Source organism: Streptantibioticus rubrisoli (assembly GCF_024436055.1).
Taxonomy (GTDB): domain Bacteria; phylum Actinomycetota; class Actinomycetes; order Streptomycetales; family Streptomycetaceae; genus Streptantibioticus_A; species Streptantibioticus_A rubrisoli.
In genome coordinates this window covers 67285-85480 of the sequence record NZ_JANFNH010000016.1, presented here as the reverse complement: position 1 = coordinate 85480, position 18196 = coordinate 67285, and the positions used below count along the sequence as shown (strand labels likewise).

Below are 18196 nucleotides of genomic sequence, written 5' to 3'. Positions count from 1 at the left end.
ATCGGCGACCCTATGTGGCCGGGTGGGGGCGGCGCATCCGGACTTTCGTCCCGTAATAGAGTCGCCACATGCTCGTACACCCCTGTCCGGTCCGCCGTGCCGTGCGGAGCGTGCGGTGATCGGCGCGCTCACCGTGGCGGTCACGGTCGCCGCGCTGCTGATCGCCGCGTGGTGCGGTTACGCCACCGCCCGCGACCAGTCCACCAAGGACTGGCACTTCATCGGCATGGCCGTGGTGTCCGTACTGGCGCTGGCCCAACTGGTGGTCGGCATCGTGGAGTTGGCCGGGGGCCACAAGCCGCACGGCGGCACGGTGATCTTCGTCGCCTATCTGCTGGGTGCGGCGCTTACCGTTCCGGCGGCGGGTTTCATGTCGCTGCTGGAGCGCACCCGTTGGGGATCGGCGACGGTGGCGGCGGGCGGTGTGATTCTGGCCGTGCTCCAGGTGCGGCTGCTGGACATCTGGGGAGGCGGTCATGGCTGAGAGCCAGGCCACGCAGCGGCCGCGGAAGATCGGCGAGGGTCCGGGACGGCTGATCGTCTCGCTGTACGCGGTGTTCACCGTCGCCGCCGGATCGCGTTCGCTGTACCAGTTGATCGCGCAGTTCCACGAGGCGCCGCTGGCGTACGTGCTGTCGGCGGTGGCGGCGGTGGTCTACGCGTTCATCACGGTGACGCTGGTGCGCGGTGGGGAGTCGGCCCGTCGGCTGGCGATGGTGTGCTGTGCGGTGGAGCTGGCGGGCGTGCTCGTGGTCGGCACGCTGACCATCGTGGACTCCTCCGCGTTCCCGGACCAGACGGTGTGGTCCTACTACGGGATGGGCTATCTGTTCGTTCCGCTGGTGCTGCCGGTGACCGGAATGCTGTGGCTGCGCAGGGCCGCCCCGCAGCGGGTGAGCGCGGGGCGGGCCCAGGCGTAGCCGCGGGTCAGGCGCTGGCGGCGAACGTGGAGGTCTCGACCGGCTTCTCCATGGTGACCAGGCTCAGTCGGCGGTTGATCTGCTCGGTGCCGGTCTGTGCGTAGCCGAGTCGACGGTACAGCCGCAGGTTGCCCTCGCTGCGGTGGCCGGTGAACAACTGGAACCGCTTGGCCTCGCGCTCGGCGGCCAGCCGCTCCTCGATGGCGCGCAGCAACCGGCCGCCCAGACCGTGCCGTTGCATCCGCGGGTGGACGATCAGCTTCGCTATCCGGGCGGTGCCGTCGGAGTCGACCGTGCCGCGCACCGAGCCGACGACCTCCTCGCCGAGCCTGGCCACCAGTACGCAGCCCTCGCCGAGTTCGGCACGCAGCGCGGCCAGGGTCTGGGTCAGCGGTTCGATGCCGTAGTCGCCGTACAGCTCGGCTTCCCGCTGGTAGCAGAGGTACTGGAGTTTGAGGATCTTCTCGGCGTCGTCCTCGGTCGCCGTAGAGATGGTCACGCTCATGCCCATGTGCGCAGGCCTCCCCTTTGTGTGCTCCCGGACGCGGGTGGGTGAGGGTGTACGCCCGGGATGTCTGCCCTGTTGGTGGAGGCGGCGCGGGTTCACCCCGCCTCCGTGGCGCCGATGATCGCACAGTCGTCCGGAGGGGGAGAGTGAGCCGTGTGCCCGTCTCTGCCCCATTTCGGGTTCCGCTCCGGACACGACCCAGCGTCCTGTCGCCGACTGTTTACCGCTCCTTACCCCGTAGTTGCGGGCTTTCAATCCTCCGACCGCAGCCTGGCCCGCAGACAGGCCAGGCAACGCGAGCGCAGCGGACCGAGGCTGCCCTGTGAGATTCCCAACTCCCGGGAGATTTCCCGGTAAGTGGGGTCGGAACGGGACAACAGCGCGGATAACAACTGCGGACAGCGGCCCGGCAGCTCCCCGATGACGGCGCGCAGCGAGCGGCCCAGCTCCGCGTCGATCGCGTGGTGTTCCACCGACGGCCCGGCCGCCGCCAGGTGGCCCGGTGCGTAGGGCAGTTCGTGCAGCACCCTGCGCCGGGCGTCGTGCGCCTCCCGGCGTACCGCGTCGAGCAGCCAGCCCGCGCTGTCGGTGGGCGCCCGGCCGTACTCCAACAGTCTTAGCCACACGGCTTGTTCGAGGTCGTCCGGGTCCAACCCGCTGGTCCCGGCCTCCGCGGCGGCCTCGGCGGCCAGCAGCGGGGTGTACGCGTTGATCAGGTCGAGGATCGGCGCCATGTCAGGGGTGATGCCCAACGGAGGGCGGACACGCACCGTGTTAACCGCAGATCACCCGCACGAGGGGCAGCGAATGGTTTCGGCACCGCTTGTCAACTGTGCGTACCAAGTGGGTGAACCTGGCGTGGAACTCGTCAGTAGCCGCGAGTATCGTCCCCGTCAGGAGTGACGCGGTCGCTGCCGCTCATGTCCCCGCCTACGTTTCCCATATCGGCTGACCCCGACCGGAGGGCCCGTTGTCCCGCATCCTGCTCAAGGCGCTGCTCGGATTCCTGATGCGCGTCCTGTTCCGCCCACGGGTGGAGGGAGTGCAGAACATCCCGGAGAGCGGTGCTGTGATCCTCGCCGGAAACCATCTGACCTTCATCGACTCGCTGTTCCTGACGCTGGTCGTGGATCGGCCGGTGTACTTCATCGGCAAGGACGAGTACGTCACCGGGCGGGGCGTCAAGGGTCGGCTGATGGCCTGGTTCTTCACCACCTCGGGCATGATCCCGGTGGACCGGGACGGCGCGAACGGCGGGGTCGCCGCGCTGATGACGGGCAAGCGGGTACTGGAGGAGGGCAAGGCGTTCGGCATCTACCCGGAGGGCACCCGCTCCCCCGACGGCCGCCTGTACCGGGGGCGTACCGGCGTGGCCCGGCTGGCGCTGATGACCGGCGCGCCGGTGGTGCCGTGCGCCACGATCGGCACCGACCGGGTGCAGCCCGGCGGTGCGGGCATGCCGCGCATCACCCGGGTGACGGTGCGGTTCGGCGAGCCGCTGGACTTCTCCCGCTACGAGGGCATGGACCGGGACCGCTATGTGCTGCGTGCGGTGACCGACGAGGTCATGAGCCATGTGATGCGGCTGTCCGGGCAGGAGTACGTGGACGTTTACGCCACCAAGGCGAAGGCGGCGTAGCCTGCGGCGGCTACGCCGCCCCCCTTCAACGGCCTGTGCGCCGGGCCCGACTTGGGGCGTGCGACGGATCTTTGTCGGGGTGCGGTGGGTTCGGCACCGCCGGGCTCCACTGCGGGAAGAAGTTTCCGGCTGCGCCGGGCCCTGCGGTCGGCCGTATGCGCCGGGGTACGGCGTCGGAGTCGCCCGGCGGTGCCGAACACACCGTGACCGCGTGGCGGAGCCTGGGTCAGGAGCCGGAAGCATCCCCCAGCCGCTGGCCGCGCAGCGTACGCCAGGCCCACGCGGCGGCGACCAGTAGCACGATCGCGCCGACCGCGGCAGCGCCCCGTACCCCTGCGGTGAAAGCGGTCTGCGCGGCGACTCGTAGCGCGTCACCGGGCTGCTGCGGCAGCAGGTTCGCCGCCTCCATCGCCCCCGGTAGCGACTGCCGTGCCCGCTCGGCCGCGCCCGCCGGTACCCCGTCGGGGATCACGATGCCCGCGTACCGGCTGGTCACGATCGACCCCAGGAACGCGATGCCCAGCGCGGCGCCCAACTCGTAGGCGGTCTCGGAGACCGCCGACGCCGCGCCCGCGTTCTCCCGCGGCACCGAGGACAAGATGACGTCGGCGGTGACGGTGAACGAGAACCCCGCGCCGACACCGACCACCAACAGCACCGCGCCCACCAGCGGATACCCGCTGTCCGGGGTGAGCACCAGCAGCGCCGCCAGTGCCACCCCGATGGCCGCCAGACCTCCGGCGACCACGGCGCGCACCGAGTAGCGGCGGGCCGCCCTGCCCGCGAGCAGGCCGGTGACCACGGCACCCACGGTGGCCGGTAGTTCCGCGAGCCCGGCCTGCAACGGCGAACGTCCCTGCACCAGTTGGAGGAACTGGGAGAGGAAGAACACCAGCCCGGACATGCCGAGCACGGTGAGCAGGTCGGCCAGCACCGAAGCGCTCAGCCCGCGGTTGCGGAACAGCCGCATGTCCAACAGCGGCGCCGGGATGGTCAGTTGCCGCCTGACGAACGCGACGACGCACAGCACTCCGACCGCACCGGCCGCCAGATGGCCCGCGCCGACCCCGTAGGCGGCGGTCTCCTTGACCGCGTAGACGATGCCGCCCATGCCCAGCAGCGACAGCAGCACACTGGGCATGTCCCACGGCCCGGGCGCCGGATCGCGCGACTCCGGCAGGAGTCTGGCGCCGAACACCACGAGTACCGCCATCACCGGGATGTTGATCAGGAAGACCGAGCCCCACCAGAAGTGCTCCAGCAGGAAGCCGCCGACCACCGGTCCGGCGGCGGCGCCCGCCATCGAGGCGGAGCCCCACACACCGATGGCGAAGCTGCGTTCGCGCGGATCGCCGAACAGGTTCCGGATCAGTGCCAGGGTGGACGGCATCAGCGTCGCGCCCGCGACTCCGAGCAGCGCCCGGGCGGCTATCAGCATCAGGGGCGTGGTGGAGTACGCGGCCAGCACCGACAGCGCGCCGAACGCGGCGGCACCGCTGAGCAGCAGTTTCTTGCGGCCGATGCGGTCGCCGAGGCTGCCCATGGAGACCAGTAGTCCGGCGATGACGAAGGAGTAGACATCGCCGATCCACAGCAACTCGGTGGAGGACGGCCGCAGTTGTTCGCTGAGGAACGGCATCGCCAGGCCCAGTACCGTCGCGTCCACCGCGACCAGCAGCAGGGCCAGGGTCAGCACCGCGAGCGCCCACCAGCGCGCGGGGTGCGGCCTGTGCGGCGTGACGTCCGTGGGCGCGGACCGCGACACCTGCGAGGTCATGACCGCTCCCGCAGCATCCCGCTGAGCAGTAGCTCGCCGACCATGCGCGCCGAGTCGCGCGAGGCCACCTTGCCGTCTTGTACGCACCAGCCGGAGGCGGCGATCAGCGCGTACAGCGCCTCGCACAGCCAGGCGGGGCTGAGGTCGTACCGGAACAGGCCCTGCTCCTGGCCGCGCCGGAACAGCGCGGAGACCCGCTCGTCGATCCTGGTCCAGCCCTCGTCGATCTCCGTGACCTCGTAGAGCTGGTTCTCGCCGTAGAGGAACGCCAGGAATCCGGAGACCGGCATGGCCTCCTCGATCAGCCGCCGCACCGCCTCGACCGGATCGCCCTCCTCGATGCGGGCGGCGTCCAGCCGCTCGGCCAGTTGCTCGATGCCGAGCGTGCCGAGCGCCCTGACCAGCGCGTCGCGGCCCGGAAAGTACCGGTGCAGGGTGGCCCGGCTGACCCCCGCCGCCTTGGCGATCTCGTCCATGGAAGCGTTCGCCTTGCGCGTCAGCAGCGCGGCGGCCTCCCGTAGCACCTGTGCCCGATCGAAGCTCATGAGACCAGGTTAACCCAAGCGAGACATGAGTGTCTCAAAATAGACGTTCACGACTCCGCAGTGCGGCCCCGGCCCGCAAGGTACCGGGCGCGGCGGTAGGCACAGGGCCCGGGAAGACGCACTTCGGCCCGGCCGCCGCGTCGTGCGGTGGCCGGGCCGAAGTGATCGGTCGCCGGTCAGCCCTTGGCGTTGGCCCAGGCGCGCTGGACCGCCAGGTCCTCGTGGACCTCGGCGAGCTGGGCGGCGACGGCGGCGGGGGCCGTGCCGCCGCGCCCGTCGCGGGCGGCCAGGGCGCCGTGCACGTTCAGCACGTCACGTACCTCGGGGGTCAGGTGCTCCGAGATCGCCGCGAACTGATCGCCCGTCAGCTCGTCCAGCTCGATGCCCTCGGTCTCGCAGACCTTGACGCACTCGCCCGCCACCTCGTGCGCGACGCGGAACGGAACGCCCTGCTTGACCAGCCACTCGGCGACGTCCGTCGCCAACGAGAAGCCCGCTGGGGCGAGTTGCTCCATCCGCTCGCGGTTGATGGTGAGCGTCTCCATCATGCCGGTGAACGCCGGGAGCAGGAGCTCAAGTTGGTCACAGGAGTCGAAGACCGGCTCCTTGTCCTCCTGGAGGTCCCGGTTGTACGCGAGCGGCAGCGCCTTCAACGTGGCCAGCAGACCGGTCAGATTGCCGATCAGGCGGCCGGACTTGCCACGGGCCAGCTCGGCGATGTCCGGGTTCTTCTTCTGCGGCATGATCGACGAGCCGGTGGAGAAGGCGTCGTGGAGGGTGACGAAGGAGAACTCCTTCGTGTTCCAGATGATGACCTCCTCCGCGATCCGGGACAGGTCGATGCCGATCATCGCGGTGATGAACGCGAACTCGGCGACGAAGTCCCGCGACGCGGTGCCGTCGATGGAGTTGGCTGCGGAGCCGTGCTCGAAGCCCAGGTCGGCGGCGACCGCCTGCGGGTCCAGACCGAGCGAGGATCCGGCCAGCGCCCCCGAGCCGTACGGGGAGACCGCCGTGCGCTCGTCCCACTGCCGCAGCCGCTCCGCGTCCCGGGACAGCGCCTGGACATGGGCCAGCACATGGTGCGCGAACAGCACCGGCTGGGCGTGCTGGAGGTGGGTACGGCCCGGCATGGCGACGTCCGGGTGCGCCTCGGCCAGCCCGACCAGGGCGTACTGCAGGTCGGTGACCAGGCCGCCGATGATCCGCGCGTGGTCCCGCAGGTACATCCGGAACAGCGTGGCCACCTGGTCGTTGCGGGACCGCCCGGCGCGCAACTTGCCGCCGAGCTCCGGGCCGAGCCGCTCCAGCAGCCCGCGTTCCAGCGCGGTGTGCACGTCCTCGTCGGCGACGGTCCCGGTGAACGAGCCGTCCGCCACATCGGCTTCCAGCTCGTCCAGGCCGACCAGCATCCGCTCCAGCTCGTCGGCGGTCAGCAGCCCGGCCTTGTGCAGCACCCGGGCGTGCGCCCGGGAACCGGCGATGTCGTACGGGGCCAGCCGCCAGTCGAAGTGGACGGAGGCGGAGAGCTTGGCGAGGGCGTCGGCCGGTCCGTCCGCGAACCGGCCGCCCCACAGCCGTACGTCCTTGCTCTCGCTCACGACGCCAGGTCCCGCTTCGCGGCGATCTTCGAGGACATGCCGAACAGCTCGATGAAGCCCTTGGACATCGACTGGTCGAAGGTGTCGCCGGTGTCATAGGTGGCGAGGTTGAAGTCGTACAGCGACGACTGCGACCGCCGACCGGTGACGACCGCCCGGCCGCCGTGCAGGGTCATCCGGATGTCACCGTTGACATGCTCGTTGGCCTCGTTGATGAAGCCGTCCAGCGCCCGCTTGAGCGGGGAGAACCACAGGCCGTCGTAGACCAGTTCGCCCCACCGCTGCTCAACCTGCCGCTTGTAGCGGGCGAGTTCCCGCTCGACGGTGACGTTCTCCAGCTCCTGGTGGGCGGTGATCAGAGCGATGGCGCCGGGGGCCTCGTAGACCTCCCGGGACTTGATGCCGACCAGCCGGTCCTCGACCATGTCGATCCGTCCGACGCCCTGCGCACCGGCCCGCTCGTTGAGCTGCTGGATGGCCTGCAGGACGGTGACCGCCTTGCCGTCGACGGCCACCGGGACACCGTGCTTGAAGGTGATGACCACCTCGTCGGGGTCGCGCGGGGTGGCCGGGTTCTCGGTGTAGTCGTAGATGTCCTCGATCGGCGCGTTCCAGATGTCCTCCAGGAACCCGGTCTCCACGGCCCGGCCGAACACGTTCTGGTCGATGGAGTACGGGGACTTCTTGGTGGTGGCGATCGGCAGGCCCGCCTTCTCGGCGAACGCGATCGCCTTGTCCCGGGTCATCGCGTAGTCCCGCACCGGGGCGATGCACTTCAGGTCCGGGGCGAGCGAGGCGATACCGGCCTCGAACCGCACCTGGTCGTTGCCCTTGCCGGTGCAGCCGTGGGCGACGGTGTCCGCGCCGTGCTTCTTGGCGGCGGACACCAGGTGCTTGACGATGGTCGGCCGGGACAGCGCCGAGACCAGCGGGTACCGGTCCATGTACAGGGCGTTGGCCTTGATCGCCGGGAGGCAGTACTCCTCGGCGAACTCGTCCTTGGCATCGGCGACCTCCGCCTCCACCGCACCGCAGGCGAGCGCCCGCTTGCGGATGACGTCCAGGTCCTCGCCACCCTGGCCGACGTCGACGGCGACGGCGATGACCTCGGCGCCGGTCTCCTCGGCGATCCAGCCGATGCAGACGGAGGTGTCCAGGCCGCCGGAGTAGGCGAGTACGACGCGCTCGGTCACGGCTTTCTCCATTTCACGGTGCGGGTGGGGGCAGGGCGCCCGAGGGACATCCATGCGGTTCTTGGCATAAGTATGCGGTCGCCCGCATAGAAAGTCAACGCGGACGCACCGGAGTGCCGTCCGCGCGGGTTGGCAGGCTCGGCCGCGGTGCGGTTCCGGTGGGTTCGGCGCCGCCGTCCTCCGCGGGCGCGCCGCGCGCGGGGGGCGGTACTGTGCCGAAAGGAGGGTGGTTGTCATGGCTAAGCAGCAACGTGAGGTACGGGTGCGGCGGGTTTATGACGAGCCCCAGAAGGGGGACGGGACGCGCGTGCTGGTCGACCGGGTCTGGCCCCGGGGGCTGGCCAAGGACCGTGCGGACCTCGACGAGTGGGCGAAGGACGCGGCGCCGTCCACCGAACTGCGCAAGTGGTACGGGCACGAGCCCGAGCGGTACGACGAGTTCCGCAAGCGCTACAAGGACGAACTGGCCGCCCCCGAGCACCAGGCGGCGGTGGAGCACCTGCGGGACCTCGCTGAGAAGGGACCGTTGACCCTGCTCACGGCCACCAAGAGCGTCGAGCAGTCGCAGGCCCCCGTGCTGGCCGACGTGATCAAGCGCAAGAAGTGATCAGGCGCGAGCGAAGTGGTCAGGCGCGGGAGCGGTCGTGCGGCAGTCGCAGGGTGAAGACCGTGCGGCCCGGTCGGCTGTCGATCTCCGCGGTACCGCCGTGCGCGGCGGTCACCCCGGCGACGATGGCCAGGCCCAGACCCGCACCGCCGCCGGAGGCGTGACGGCGTGAATCGGCCCGGGTGAAGCGCTCGAAGACGCTGGCCTGGGCGGCCGCGGGGATGCCGGGACCGTCGTCGGTGACGGTCAGCACCGCGTACTCGCCGGTGTCCCGCAAACCGACCTCGACCGTCGTCCCCTCCGGGGTGTGCACCCGTGCGTTGGCCAGCAGGTTGGCCAGCGCCTGGTGCAGCCGGTGCCGGTCACCGCACACCGAGACCGGCTCCTCGGGCAGGTCCAGCGTCCACCGATGGCCGCGCCCGGCCACCCGGGCGTCGTCGGTGGCGTCCAGCACCAGCCGGGTCAGGTCGACCCGGTCCCGCTCCAACGGCCGTCCGGCGTCCAGCCTGGCCAGCAGCAACAGGTCGTCGACCATCTCCCCCATCCGGCCCGACTCGGCCGCCACCCGCCGCACCGCGTGCGTGACCTCCGGCGGCACCGGACCGGGATGCCGCAACGCCAGCTCGGCATGGCCGCGGATGGAGGCGACCGGGGTGCGCAGCTCATGGCTGGCGTCGGCGGCGAACCGCCGCAGCCGCTCCTCGCTGGCGTGCCGCTGTGACAGCGCGTCCTCGACATGGCTGAGCATGAGGTTGAGCGCCGAGCCGACCCGCCCGACCTCGGTGCGCGGATCCGCGTCCGGCACCCGGGCGGGCAGCGCCACCTCACCGCTGGCCAACGGCAGCCGGGCCACCGAGGCCGCGGTCGCCGCCACCCGGCTCAGCGGGCGCAGGCTCCAGCGCACCCACAGCGCCCCGGCCACCCCGGCCACCACCAGCACCGCGCCGAACACCGTGGCCGACACCAGCTCCAGCCGGTGCACCGCCGCCTCGACGCCCTCCGTCGGCAGCCCGGTGACCAGTACGTCCCCGTCGTGCCCGCGCACCGCGGCCACCCGGTAGCTGTGCAGCGCCGACAGACGGACGTTCCGCGCGCCGCCGTCCGTGGGCAGCGCGGCCAGCGCCCGCTCGTCGGCGGCGTCCAGCGCCACCGTGGTGTCGGCACCGGAGGACCGCACCACGGCCGCGTCGGTCACCCGTCCGTCCAGCAGCCGGGCCCCGAAGGTGCCCGGCGCCTGCCGCCGGGTGTCCGCCCGTACTCCCCCGGCGCCGCCGTCCGCCGGGTCGCCGCGCCCGCCGTGCTCCAGGCTGGCCGGGAACCGGCCGCCCGCCTCGGCGAGCTGCTGGTCCAACTGGTTGGTCAGGAAGCCGCTGAGCGCCAGCACCGCCGCCACCCCGACCGCCGCGCAGCTGACCGCGAGCAGCACCACGAGCCCGCAGGTCAGCCGGGCCCGCAGGGTTCGCGGGGGCATCCTGGAGGCGGATCGTCGGGACGGCGGTCGGGTCACCGGTCCGCCGGTTTCAGCACGTAGCCCGCGCCCCGGACCGTGTGGATCATCGGGGTGCGGCCCGCGTCGATCTTCTTGCGCAGGTAGCTGACGTACAGCTCCACCACGTGTGCCTTGCCTCCGAAGTCGTACGACCAGACCCGGTCGAGGATCTGCGCCTTGCTGAGCACCCGGCGCGGGTTGCGCATCAGGTAGCGCAGCAGCTCGAACTCGGTCCTGGACAGTTCCACCAGTTCACCAGACCTGGTCACCTCGCGGGCGTCCTCGTCCATCACCAGGTCGCCCACCACGAGAAGTGAACCATCCTCGTCGCGAAGGCGCGTCATGCCCGCCCGGCGCAGCAGCCCGCGCAGCCGGGCGACCACCTCCTCCAGGCTGAACGGCTTGGTGACGTAGTCGTCACCGCCCGCGGTGATCCCGGCGATCCGGTCCTCCACCGCGTCCCGCGCGGTGAGGAACAGCACACACACCTGCGGCTGCTCGGCGCGCAGCTTGCGCAGCACCTCGAAGCCGTCGATGTCCGGAAGCATGACATCGAGCACGACGGCGTCCGGCCGCAGTTCGCGGGCGGCGGCCAGCGCCGAGGCGCCGTCGGCGGCGGTGCGGACCTGCCAGCCCTCGTAGCGCAGGACACCGGAGAGCACGTCGGACAGATCCGGTTCGTCGTCCACGACCAGAACACGGACGGGGGTGCCGTCCTCGCGGGTGAGCGAGGGCAGGCGGCGGGATGGGGTGCTGGGGTTCGTCATGATGCCCAAAGGATCGCGCGGCAACCTCTGAGTTCCCTCTGAAGGCACTCTGCGGTCGCGCACTGAGAGGGTACTCAGAACGAGCGGGGGCACAGTGGGCCGTCCGGATATCGGAAGGAGCCACCGTGACCACCACGTACGACGGCCGGGCGGTTCGCAGGCACGCCGCGCCGCCGCTACGCGCCCGGCGCTCCCCCGCCCCGCTGATCCTCGCCCTGGTCTACGCGGGCGCCGCCGCGGTGCTCGCCCTGTGGTGGACCAGCACCAGCACGGTGCTCGGCACGGACGGCTGGCTGGTGGGCGCGGGCCGCATCGCCGGGCTGCTGACCGGCTACGCCTGCGCGGTGCTGGTGGCGCTGATGGCCAGGGTGCCCGCGCTGGAGCGCCGGGTCGGCAGCGACCGGGTGGCGCGCTGGCACGCGATGGCCGGGCGCTGGACGGTGAGCCTGCTGGTGGTGCACGCGGTCTGCGTCCTCGTCGGGTACGCGATGCAGGACCACAGCCCGCTGGTGCGCGAGACGCTCAACGTGGTGCTGCACTATCCGGACATGCTCAAGGGCACGCTGGGCGCGGTGATCCTGGTCGCCGTCGGTGTGGTCTCGGCACGGGCGGTACGCCGCCGGGTCGCCTACGAGACCTGGTACTACCTGCACCTGCTGACCTACGCCGCGGTCTTCCTCGCCTTCTTCCACCAGCTCTCGCTCGGCGCGCAGTTCGCCGGGAACGGCGCCGCGCAGGCGGCCTGGTACCTGCTGTACGGCGGTGCGGCGGGACTGGTGCTGTGGTACCGGGTGCTGACCCCGATCCGGCTCAACGCGCGGCACCGGCTGCGGGTGGAGTCGGTGGTACGGGAGGCGCCGGACGTCTACTCGGTGCTGATCCGGGGTGAGCGGTTGGCCGAACTCGGCGCGGAGCCCGGGCAGTTCCTGCGCTGGCGGTTCCTGTCCGGGGCGCTGCGCTGGACCTCGACGCCGTACTCGCTGTCCGCCGCGCCGCACGACGAGTTCCTGCGGATCACCGTCAAGGCGACCGGCGGCCACAGCGCGGCGGTGGCCGAACTGCGCCCGGGCACCCGGGTGTGGGCCGAGGGGCCGTACGGCGCGCTCACCGCGGACCGCCGTTCGCGCCGCAAGGTGCTGCTGATCGCCGGAGGGGTAGGCATCACCCCGCTGCGCGCGCTGTTCGAGACGCTGCCCGCGCGGCCGGGCGACCTGACCCTGCTCTACCGTGCCCGGGACCCCGAAAGCCTGGCGCTGTGGGACGAGTTGGAGAGGATCGCGGCGGAGCGCGGGGCGCGCGTCTACAGCGCGGTGAACGGTCCGGACGGCCGCCGCGCCGACATCAGCGCCGACGCGCTGCGCACCGTGCTGCCGGACATCGCCGAGCACGACGCCTATCTGTGCGGTCCGCAGGGCCTGATGGAACAGGCCCACGCGGCGCTGCGGGCGGCCGGGGTGCCGGGCCGCCGTATCCACCACGAGTCCTTCGAACTGTGAACCGGAGTACCGAAGTTGACCAGGAAACCACTGCGCCGCATCATGCTCGGCACCGCCGCGACGGTCTCCGGGATCGTGCTGCTGCTCGCCCTCAAACCGCACTCCGCACCGGCCCCGGCGCTGGCGCACGCCGCCGTCCCGGCCAGCTCCCAGCCGCCGTCGAGCAGCGCGCCGAAGGCAAGCGGCGGCGGGTCGAAGGCAAGCGGCGGGTCGAAGGCGAACGGCGGCGGGTCGAAGGCAAGCGGCGGGGCGAAGGCGAACGGCACGCCGAGGACGAGCAGCCCCCAGCGCACGCAGACGGTCACCGGCGACACGGTGCAGACCGACTACGGCCCGGTGCAGGTTCGGGTGACCCTCGTGGGCGGACGGATCACCGGCGTCACCGCCTTGCAGTCCCCCTCGGGCAACCCGCGTAGCGAGGAGATCGCCTCGTATTCGATACCCCAGTTGACCCGTGAGGCGATCGCCGCGCAGAGCGCGCACATCGACGCGGTGTCCGGGGCGAGTTACACCAGCGCGGGCTACAGCCAGTCGCTGCAGAGCGCGTTGGACCGGGCCGGTGGCTGAGCGTCAGCGGTTGCGGCACGTCGAGGAGGCCATGGGCACGGTCTTCTCGTTCGACGTCACGTACGGCGGCGGTCTCGCGGTGCCCCGCGCGGTCGAGGCGGCCGTGGCCTCGCTGCACACCGCGGACGCGGTGTTCTCCAAGTACCGCCCGGACAGCCAGTTGTCCCGGCTCGCCCGCGGCGGACTCGCCCTCGCGGAGTGCGACCCGGTGGTGGCCGAGGTGCTTCGGCTGTGCGAGCGGGCGCGGGAGCGGACCGGCGGCTGGTTCAGCGCCGGGTACGCGGGCGGTCTGGACCCCACGGGCCTGGTCAAGGGCTGGGCGGTGGAGCGCGCCGCGCGCATGATCGCCGACGCGGGGGCGTACGGGGTGTGCGTCAACGGCGGCGGCGACGTTCAGTTGCTCGGCGAGCCGGAGCCCGGCCGCCGCTGGCGGGTGGGCGTCACCGATCCACTGCGGCGGGACGCGTTGGCCACGGTGGTCGAGGGCGCCGGGGAACTGGCGGTGGCCACCTCCGGTACGGCGGAGCGCGGCCACCATGTGCTGGACCCGCACACCGGGCGGCCACCACTCGGCGCGGCCGTCTCGGTGACGGTGGTGACCCGCTCGCTGACCGACGCGGACGCCTGGGCCACGGCGGCGTTCGCGATGGGCGCCACGGCGCGGCGGTGGCTTGAGGCGGTCCCGGACGCCGAAGGGTTCGCCGTGGGCGGCGACGGCGAGACGTGGCAGACGTCCGGGTTCGCCCGGACGTCTGCGGCGCGAACTGCCCTTGGAATCCGGTGAGTTGGAACACCGCCGGTCCACGCCGTTTGTGGTTGCTCGCCGTCCCGGCGGAGGGAAGTACAGCCGCTACAACGGCAGCCGTAAGAACCCCCGCCATAGCGGCATCTCTTCACCCGCCGCGACGGCGAGCGACCCCCGCGGCGGGGACCGGGAGCTACCGGTCGCGTTGCGCGAGGCGGAGCAGATGGTCCGCCAGGGCCTGGCCGCCGACCGGATCACGGCTGATCAGCAGCACCGTGTCGTCGCCCGCGATGGTGCCCAGGATGTCGTGCACCTCGGCCTGGTCGATCGCCGAGGCCAGGAACTGAGCGGCGCCGGGCGGCGTGCGCAGTACCACGAGGTTGGCGGAGGCCTCCGCGGAGATCAGCAGTTCACCGGCCAGCCGGGCCATCCGCTCCTCCTTCACCGACTCGCCCAGCGGTGCCATCGGGGTACGGAACCCGCCCTCCGACGGCACCGCGTAGATCAGTTCACCAGCGGTGTTGCGGATCTTGACCGCGCCCAGTTCGTCCAGGTCGCGGGAGAGCGTCGCCTGGGTGACGTTCAGACCGTCGTCGGCCAGCATCTTGGCGAGTTGGCTCTGCGACCGCACCGGCTCCCGGTTCAGGATGTCCACGATCCTGCGGTGCCGCGCGGTGCGGGTCTGCGGTACGGCCGGCCCGCCGCCCTGCTGCGCCTCGGTCATGTCGTTCATTCTCCGGATCGTCGTACCCCGTAAGCCACCTCGAGGACACCGGGCAGCGCCCGGAGGAACGCGTCCGCCTCCTCCTCCCCGATGATCAGCGGAGGGGCGAGCCGTACCGTGTCGGGTACCGCGGCGTTCACCAGGAATCCGGCGTCCTGAGCCGCCTGCTGCACCTCGGCGGCGAGGGGCTCTGTGAGCACGATACCGATCAACAGTCCCGCACCGCGTACCCGGTCGACCAGCGGATGCGCCAGCGCCTCGACGCCGTCCCGCAACCGCTCCCCGGTGCGCTTGACCCGCTCGAGCAGCCCCTCGCCCTCGATGGTGTCGAGCACCGCCAGCGCCGCCGCGCACACCACCGGGTTGCCGCCGAACGTCGTGCCGTGCTGGCCGGGCGTCAGCAGGTCCGCGGCGTCCCCGAAGGCGACGGTGGCGCCGATCGGCAGCCCGCCGCCGAGGCCCTTGGCGAGCGTGACGACATCGGGCTCGACGCCCTGCGCCTGGTGGGCGAACCAGTGGCCGGTGCGGCCGATCCCGGTCTGCACCTCGTCCAGCACCAGCAGGGTCCCGGTGGCGCGGGTGATCTCCCGGGCCGCGACCAGATAGCCGTCGGGCGGTACGACGACGCCGTTCTCACCCTGCATCGGCTCCAGGAACACGGCCGCGGTCCGGTCGGTGACCGCGGCGCGCAACGCCTCGACGTCTCCGTACGGCACATGCGTGACATCACCGGGCAGCGGCCGGAACGGGTCCTGCTTGGCGGGCTGGCCGGTGAGGGCCAGCGCGCCCATGGTGCGGCCGTGGAAGCCGCCGCGCGCCGCGACCATATGGGTACGGCCGGTCCGCCGGGCGATCTTGAACGCCCCCTCGACCGCCTCCGCACCGGAGTTGCAGAAGAAGACCCGGCCCTGCCGTTCGAACAGCCCCAGCAGCCGTTCGGCGAGCGCCACCGGGGGTTCGGCGATGAACAGGTTGGAGACATGGCCGAGTTGGGACATCTGCCGGGCGACGGCCGCGGCGATCGCGGGGTGCGCGTGGCCGAGGGCGTTGACCGCGATGCCGCCGACGAAGTCCAGGTACTCCCTGCCGTCGGCGTCCCACACCCGGGCGCCCGCGCCGCGGGCCAACGGCAGCCGTGGCGTGCCGTAGTTGTCCATCAGCGCGCCCTGCCAGCGCTGGGTCAGCTCGGCGTTCGTCATTTCCGTCCCCCTTGCGGCGCGTCCGGCACGACCATGGTGCCGATGCCCTCGTCGGTGAAGATCTCCAGCAGGATGGAGTGCTGCACCCGTCCGTCGATCACCCGGGCGGTGTTGACGCCGTTGCGCACCGCGTAGAGGCACCCCTCCATCTTGGGCACCATGCCGCTGGCCAGCTCGGGCAGCAGCTTCTCCAGTTCGCTGGCGGTCAGTTGGCTGATCACGTCGTCGCTGTTGGGCCAGTCCGCGTACAGGCCCTCCACGTCGGTGAGCACCATCAGCGTCTCGGCGCCCAACGCGGCGGCGAGGGCGGCGGCGGCGGTGTCGGCGTTGATGTTGAAGACCTGGCCACCCTTTTCCGAGGGGTCGGCGCTGCGGGCGATGGAGGAGACGACCGGGATCCGGCCGTCGTCCAGCAGCGCCTGGATGGCACCGGTGTCGATCGCGGTGACATCGCCGACCCGGCCGAGGTCCACCCGCTCACCGTCGATCTCGGTGTACCGCTTGACGGCGCTCATGGTGTGCGCGTCCTCGCCGGTCATGCCGACGGCCAGCGGCCCGTGCTGGTTGAGCAGTCCGACCAGCTCGCGCTGCACCTGACCGGCGAGCACCATCCGCACCACGTCCATGGTCTCCGGTGTGGTGACCCGCAGCCCGGCCTTGAACTCCGAGGTCAGGCCCAGCTTTTCGAGCTGGGCACTGATCTGCGGGCCACCGCCGTGCACCACGACAGGGCGCAGTCCGGCATGCCGTAGGAAGACCACGTCCTGCGCGAAGGCGGCCTTCAGGTCCTCGTCCACCATGGCGTTTCCGCCGAACTTGATGACGACCGTCTTGCCGTGGTGGCGGGTCAGCCAGGGCAGCGCCTCGATGAGGATCTGGGCCTTGGGCAGGGCGGTGTGTTTGCGGGTGGTCATGAGCTGTAGGCGCTGTTCTCGTGGACGTAGTCGGCGGTGAGGTCGTTGGCCCAGATGATGGCGGAGTCGCCGCCCGCGGCCAGGTCGGCGATGATGTGCACCTCGCGGTAGCGCATGTCGACCAGTTCCCGGTCCTCGCCCACCGAGCCGTTCTTGCACACCCATACGCCGTTGATGGCGACGTTGAGCGCGTCGGGCTCGAACTCGGCGGAGGTGGTGCCGATCGCCGAGAGCACCCGGCCCCAGTTGGGGTCCTCACCGTGGATGGCGCACTTGAGCAGGTTGTTGCGGGCGATGGACCGGCCGACCTCGACCGCGTCGTCCTCGCTCGCCGCGTTGATCACCTCGATGCGGATGTCCTTGGAGGCTCCTTCCGCGTCGCCGATCAGCTGCCGGGCGAGGTCCGCGCAGACCCGTTCGACGGCGGCGGCGAACTCCCCGTAGTTCGGGGTGACTTCGGCGGCGCCGGAGGCCAGCAGTAGCACGGTGTCGTTGGTGGACATGCAGCCGTCGGAGTCGACCCGGTCGAAGGTGGTACGGGTCGCGGCGCGCAGCGCCTTGTCCAGGGTGGGGGCGTCCACGTCGGCGTCGGTGGTGAGGACGACGAGCATGGTGGCCAGGCCCGGTGCGAGCATGCCCGCGCCCTTGGCCATTCCGCCGACCGTCCAGCCGTCGCCTTCCACCACCGCCGTCTTGTGCACGGTGTCGGTGGTCTTGATGGCGATGGCGGCCTTCTCCCCGCCGTGCGCGGAGAGTTCACCGGCCGCCTTCTCAACTCCCGGCAGCAGCTTGTCCATCGGCAGCCGCACACCGATCAGCCCCGTGGAGGCGACGGCCACCTCACCGGCGTTCAGCCCGAGGACCTCGGCGGCCTTCTCGGCGGTGGCGTGGGTGTCCTGGAAGCCCAGTGGCCCGGTACAGGCGTTGGCGCCACCGGAGTTGAGGACGACGGCGGAGACCGCGCCGCCCTTGAGCACCTGCTGGGACCAGAGCACGGGCGCGGCCTTGACACGGTTGCTGGTGAAGACACCGGCGGCGGCCAGGCGGGGTCCGTTGTTGACGACGAGGGCGAGGTCGGGGTTGCCGTTCTCCTTGATCCCCGCCGCGATGCCCGCGGCGGTGAATCCCTTTGCTGCGGTGACGCTCACAGTGCTACTCCGTTCACTCCGCCGCGGTAGCGGCTGATGTCACTGTCGCCCGCGAGGCGAAGGTTCCGGTTTGTCGTCGTCCGCGGCCCGGCGGCCTCGCGTGCGTCGCTCACCGTGCTGCTCCGTTCGCTTCTCCGCCCGCGAGGCGAAGGTTCCGGTTTGTCATCGTCCGCGGCCCGGCGGCCTCGCGTGCGTCGCTCACCGTGCTGCTCCGTTCGCTTCTCCGCCCGCGAGGCGAAGGTTCCGGTTTGTCGTCGTCTGCGGCCCGGCGGCCTCGCGTGCGTCGCTCACCGTGCTGCTCCGTTCGCTTCTCCGCCCGCGAGGCGAAGGTTCCGGTTTGTCATCGTCCGCGGCCCG

The 18196-nt window shown here is 71.4% G+C and carries 19 protein-coding genes; 7 read left to right on the top strand and 12 right to left on the bottom strand.

What is annotated here, in order from left to right:
• Positions 1-115: 115 nt before the first annotated feature.
• Together NON19_RS16075 and NON19_RS16070 are read left to right on the top strand one after the other, a co-directional pair.
• Positions 116-484: a hypothetical protein gene (locus tag NON19_RS16075; RefSeq protein WP_255928651.1), complete on the top strand. Its 369-nt coding sequence runs from the start codon at positions 116-118 to the stop codon at positions 482-484.
• Positions 477-920, top strand: coding sequence for a hypothetical protein (locus NON19_RS16070; protein WP_255928649.1), 444 nt, complete (start codon positions 477-479; stop codon positions 918-920). Before NON19_RS16075 ends, NON19_RS16070 begins: the two co-directional genes overlap by 8 nt.
• Positions 921-927: 7 nt before the next feature.
• Here NON19_RS16070 and NON19_RS16065 read toward each other — a convergent pair whose 3' ends face one another.
• Positions 928-1431 (bottom strand): GNAT family N-acetyltransferase, encoded by a 504-nt coding sequence (locus NON19_RS16065; RefSeq protein WP_255928647.1) that lies wholly within the window; start codon positions 1429-1431, stop codon positions 928-930.
• Positions 1432-1679: 248 nt separating this feature from the next.
• Positions 1680-2198 (bottom strand): RNA polymerase sigma factor, encoded by a 519-nt coding sequence (locus NON19_RS16060; protein WP_308213696.1) that lies wholly within the window; start codon positions 2196-2198, stop codon positions 1680-1682.
• A gap of 200 nt (positions 2199-2398) precedes the next feature.
• Between NON19_RS16060 and NON19_RS16055 the strand changes: the two genes are divergently transcribed.
• Complete coding sequence (locus NON19_RS16055; protein ID WP_255928645.1) at positions 2399-3067, top strand: lysophospholipid acyltransferase family protein; 669 nt, start codon at positions 2399-2401, stop codon at positions 3065-3067.
• A 226-nt stretch (positions 3068-3293) separates the two neighbouring features.
• Here the strand turns inward: NON19_RS16055 and NON19_RS16050 are convergent, their stop codons facing one another.
• From NON19_RS16050 to NON19_RS16035, 4 genes are all read right to left on the bottom strand, one after another.
• Positions 3294-4844 (bottom strand): MFS transporter, encoded by a 1551-nt coding sequence (locus tag NON19_RS16050; RefSeq protein ID WP_255928643.1) that lies wholly within the window; start codon positions 4842-4844, stop codon positions 3294-3296.
• The gene (locus NON19_RS16045; RefSeq protein WP_255928641.1) at positions 4841-5389 is read right to left on the bottom strand and encodes a TetR/AcrR family transcriptional regulator; all 549 of its coding nucleotides are present in this window, start codon (positions 5387-5389) and stop codon (positions 4841-4843) included. Before NON19_RS16045 ends, NON19_RS16050 begins: the two co-directional genes overlap by 4 nt.
• Positions 5390-5565: 176 nt before the next feature.
• Positions 5566-6990 (bottom strand): argininosuccinate lyase, encoded by a 1425-nt coding sequence (gene argH, locus NON19_RS16040; RefSeq protein ID WP_255928639.1) that lies wholly within the window; start codon positions 6988-6990, stop codon positions 5566-5568.
• Complete coding sequence (locus tag NON19_RS16035; protein ID WP_255928637.1) at positions 6987-8183, bottom strand: argininosuccinate synthase; 1197 nt, start codon at positions 8181-8183, stop codon at positions 6987-6989. The genes argH and NON19_RS16035 overlap by 4 nt, the downstream gene beginning before the upstream one ends.
• Before the next feature lie 235 nt (positions 8184-8418).
• Here NON19_RS16035 and NON19_RS16030 point away from each other — a divergent pair, with 235 nt between their 5' ends.
• Entirely contained in the window at positions 8419-8790 is a 372-nt protein-coding gene (locus NON19_RS16030; RefSeq protein WP_255928635.1) for a DUF488 domain-containing protein, read from the top strand.
• A gap of 19 nt (positions 8791-8809) precedes the next feature.
• On the opposite strand, the gene NON19_RS16025 is transcribed toward NON19_RS16030, so the two are convergent.
• Positions 8810-10261, bottom strand: a complete 1452-nt coding sequence (locus NON19_RS16025; RefSeq protein WP_255928633.1) for a sensor histidine kinase — start codon at positions 10259-10261, stop codon at positions 8810-8812.
• A 32-nt stretch (positions 10262-10293) separates the two neighbouring features.
• Positions 10294-11046, bottom strand: coding sequence for a response regulator transcription factor (locus NON19_RS16020; protein WP_255928631.1), 753 nt, complete (start codon positions 11044-11046; stop codon positions 10294-10296).
• Positions 11047-11171: 125 nt separating this feature from the next.
• Between NON19_RS16020 and NON19_RS16015 the strand changes: the two genes are divergently transcribed.
• The 3 genes from NON19_RS16015 to NON19_RS16005 are packed head-to-tail and all read left to right on the top strand — an operon-like array spanning position 11172 to position 13893.
• Positions 11172-12542 (top strand): ferredoxin reductase family protein, encoded by a 1371-nt coding sequence (locus tag NON19_RS16015; protein WP_255928630.1) that lies wholly within the window; start codon positions 11172-11174, stop codon positions 12540-12542.
• Positions 12543-12557: 15 nt separating this feature from the next.
• On the top strand, positions 12558-13109 hold the full coding sequence (locus NON19_RS16010; RefSeq protein ID WP_255928628.1) for an FMN-binding protein: 552 nt from the start codon (positions 12558-12560) through the stop codon (positions 13107-13109).
• Positions 13110-13140: 31 nt separating this feature from the next.
• Positions 13141-13893: an FAD:protein FMN transferase gene (locus tag NON19_RS16005; RefSeq protein WP_255928714.1), complete on the top strand. Its 753-nt coding sequence runs from the start codon at positions 13141-13143 to the stop codon at positions 13891-13893.
• A gap of 154 nt (positions 13894-14047) precedes the next feature.
• Here NON19_RS16005 and NON19_RS16000 read toward each other — a convergent pair whose 3' ends face one another.
• From NON19_RS16000 to argJ, 4 genes are read right to left on the bottom strand one after another with little or no spacing between them, the layout of a single operon-like run.
• On the bottom strand, positions 14048-14578 hold the full coding sequence (locus tag NON19_RS16000) for an arginine repressor (RefSeq protein WP_255928713.1): 531 nt from the start codon (positions 14576-14578) through the stop codon (positions 14048-14050).
• A gap of 5 nt (positions 14579-14583) precedes the next feature.
• Entirely contained in the window at positions 14584-15777 is a 1194-nt protein-coding gene (locus NON19_RS15995; RefSeq protein WP_255928626.1) for an acetylornithine transaminase, read from the bottom strand.
• Complete coding sequence (gene argB, locus NON19_RS15990; RefSeq protein ID WP_255928624.1) at positions 15774-16691, bottom strand: acetylglutamate kinase; 918 nt, start codon at positions 16689-16691, stop codon at positions 15774-15776. Before argB ends, NON19_RS15995 begins: the two co-directional genes overlap by 4 nt.
• Positions 16688-17839 carry a bifunctional glutamate N-acetyltransferase/amino-acid acetyltransferase ArgJ gene (gene argJ, locus NON19_RS15985; protein WP_255928622.1) on the bottom strand — a complete coding sequence of 384 codons (1152 nt, stop codon included), beginning with the start codon at positions 17837-17839 and terminating at the stop codon, positions 16688-16690. The genes argB and argJ overlap by 4 nt, the downstream gene beginning before the upstream one ends.
• Positions 17840-18196 lie beyond the last annotated feature (357 nt).

What these genes read in the sequence shown, in the direction of transcription:
- NON19_RS16070 (WP_255928649.1), top strand. Translation starts at nt 477, where the DNA reads ATGGCTGAGAGCCAGGCCACGCAGCGGCCGCGGAAGATCGGCGAGGGT.
- NON19_RS16065 (WP_255928647.1), bottom strand. Translation starts at nt 1,431, where the DNA reads ATGGGCATGAGCGTGACCATCTCTACGGCGACCGAGGACGACGCCGAG.
- NON19_RS16050 (WP_255928643.1), bottom strand. Translation starts at nt 4,844, where the DNA reads ATGACCTCGCAGGTGTCGCGGTCCGCGCCCACGGACGTCACGCCGCAC.
- NON19_RS16045 (WP_255928641.1), bottom strand. Translation starts at nt 5,389, where the DNA reads ATGAGCTTCGATCGGGCACAGGTGCTACGGGAGGCCGCCGCGCTGCTG.
- NON19_RS16030 (WP_255928635.1), top strand. Translation starts at nt 8,419, where the DNA reads ATGGCTAAGCAGCAACGTGAGGTACGGGTGCGGCGGGTTTATGACGAG.
- NON19_RS16025 (WP_255928633.1), bottom strand. Translation starts at nt 10,261, where the DNA reads ATGCCCCCGCGAACCCTGCGGGCCCGGCTGACCTGCGGGCTCGTGGTG.
- NON19_RS16020 (WP_255928631.1), bottom strand. Translation starts at nt 11,046, where the DNA reads ATGACGAACCCCAGCACCCCATCCCGCCGCCTGCCCTCGCTCACCCGC.
- NON19_RS16005 (WP_255928714.1), top strand. Translation starts at nt 13,141, where the DNA reads ATGGGCACGGTCTTCTCGTTCGACGTCACGTACGGCGGCGGTCTCGCG.
- NON19_RS16000 (WP_255928713.1), bottom strand. Translation starts at nt 14,578, where the DNA reads ATGACCGAGGCGCAGCAGGGCGGCGGGCCGGCCGTACCGCAGACCCGC.
- NON19_RS15995 (WP_255928626.1), bottom strand. Translation starts at nt 15,777, where the DNA reads ATGACGAACGCCGAGCTGACCCAGCGCTGGCAGGGCGCGCTGATGGAC.
- argB (WP_255928624.1), bottom strand. Translation starts at nt 16,691, where the DNA reads ATGACCACCCGCAAACACACCGCCCTGCCCAAGGCCCAGATCCTCATC.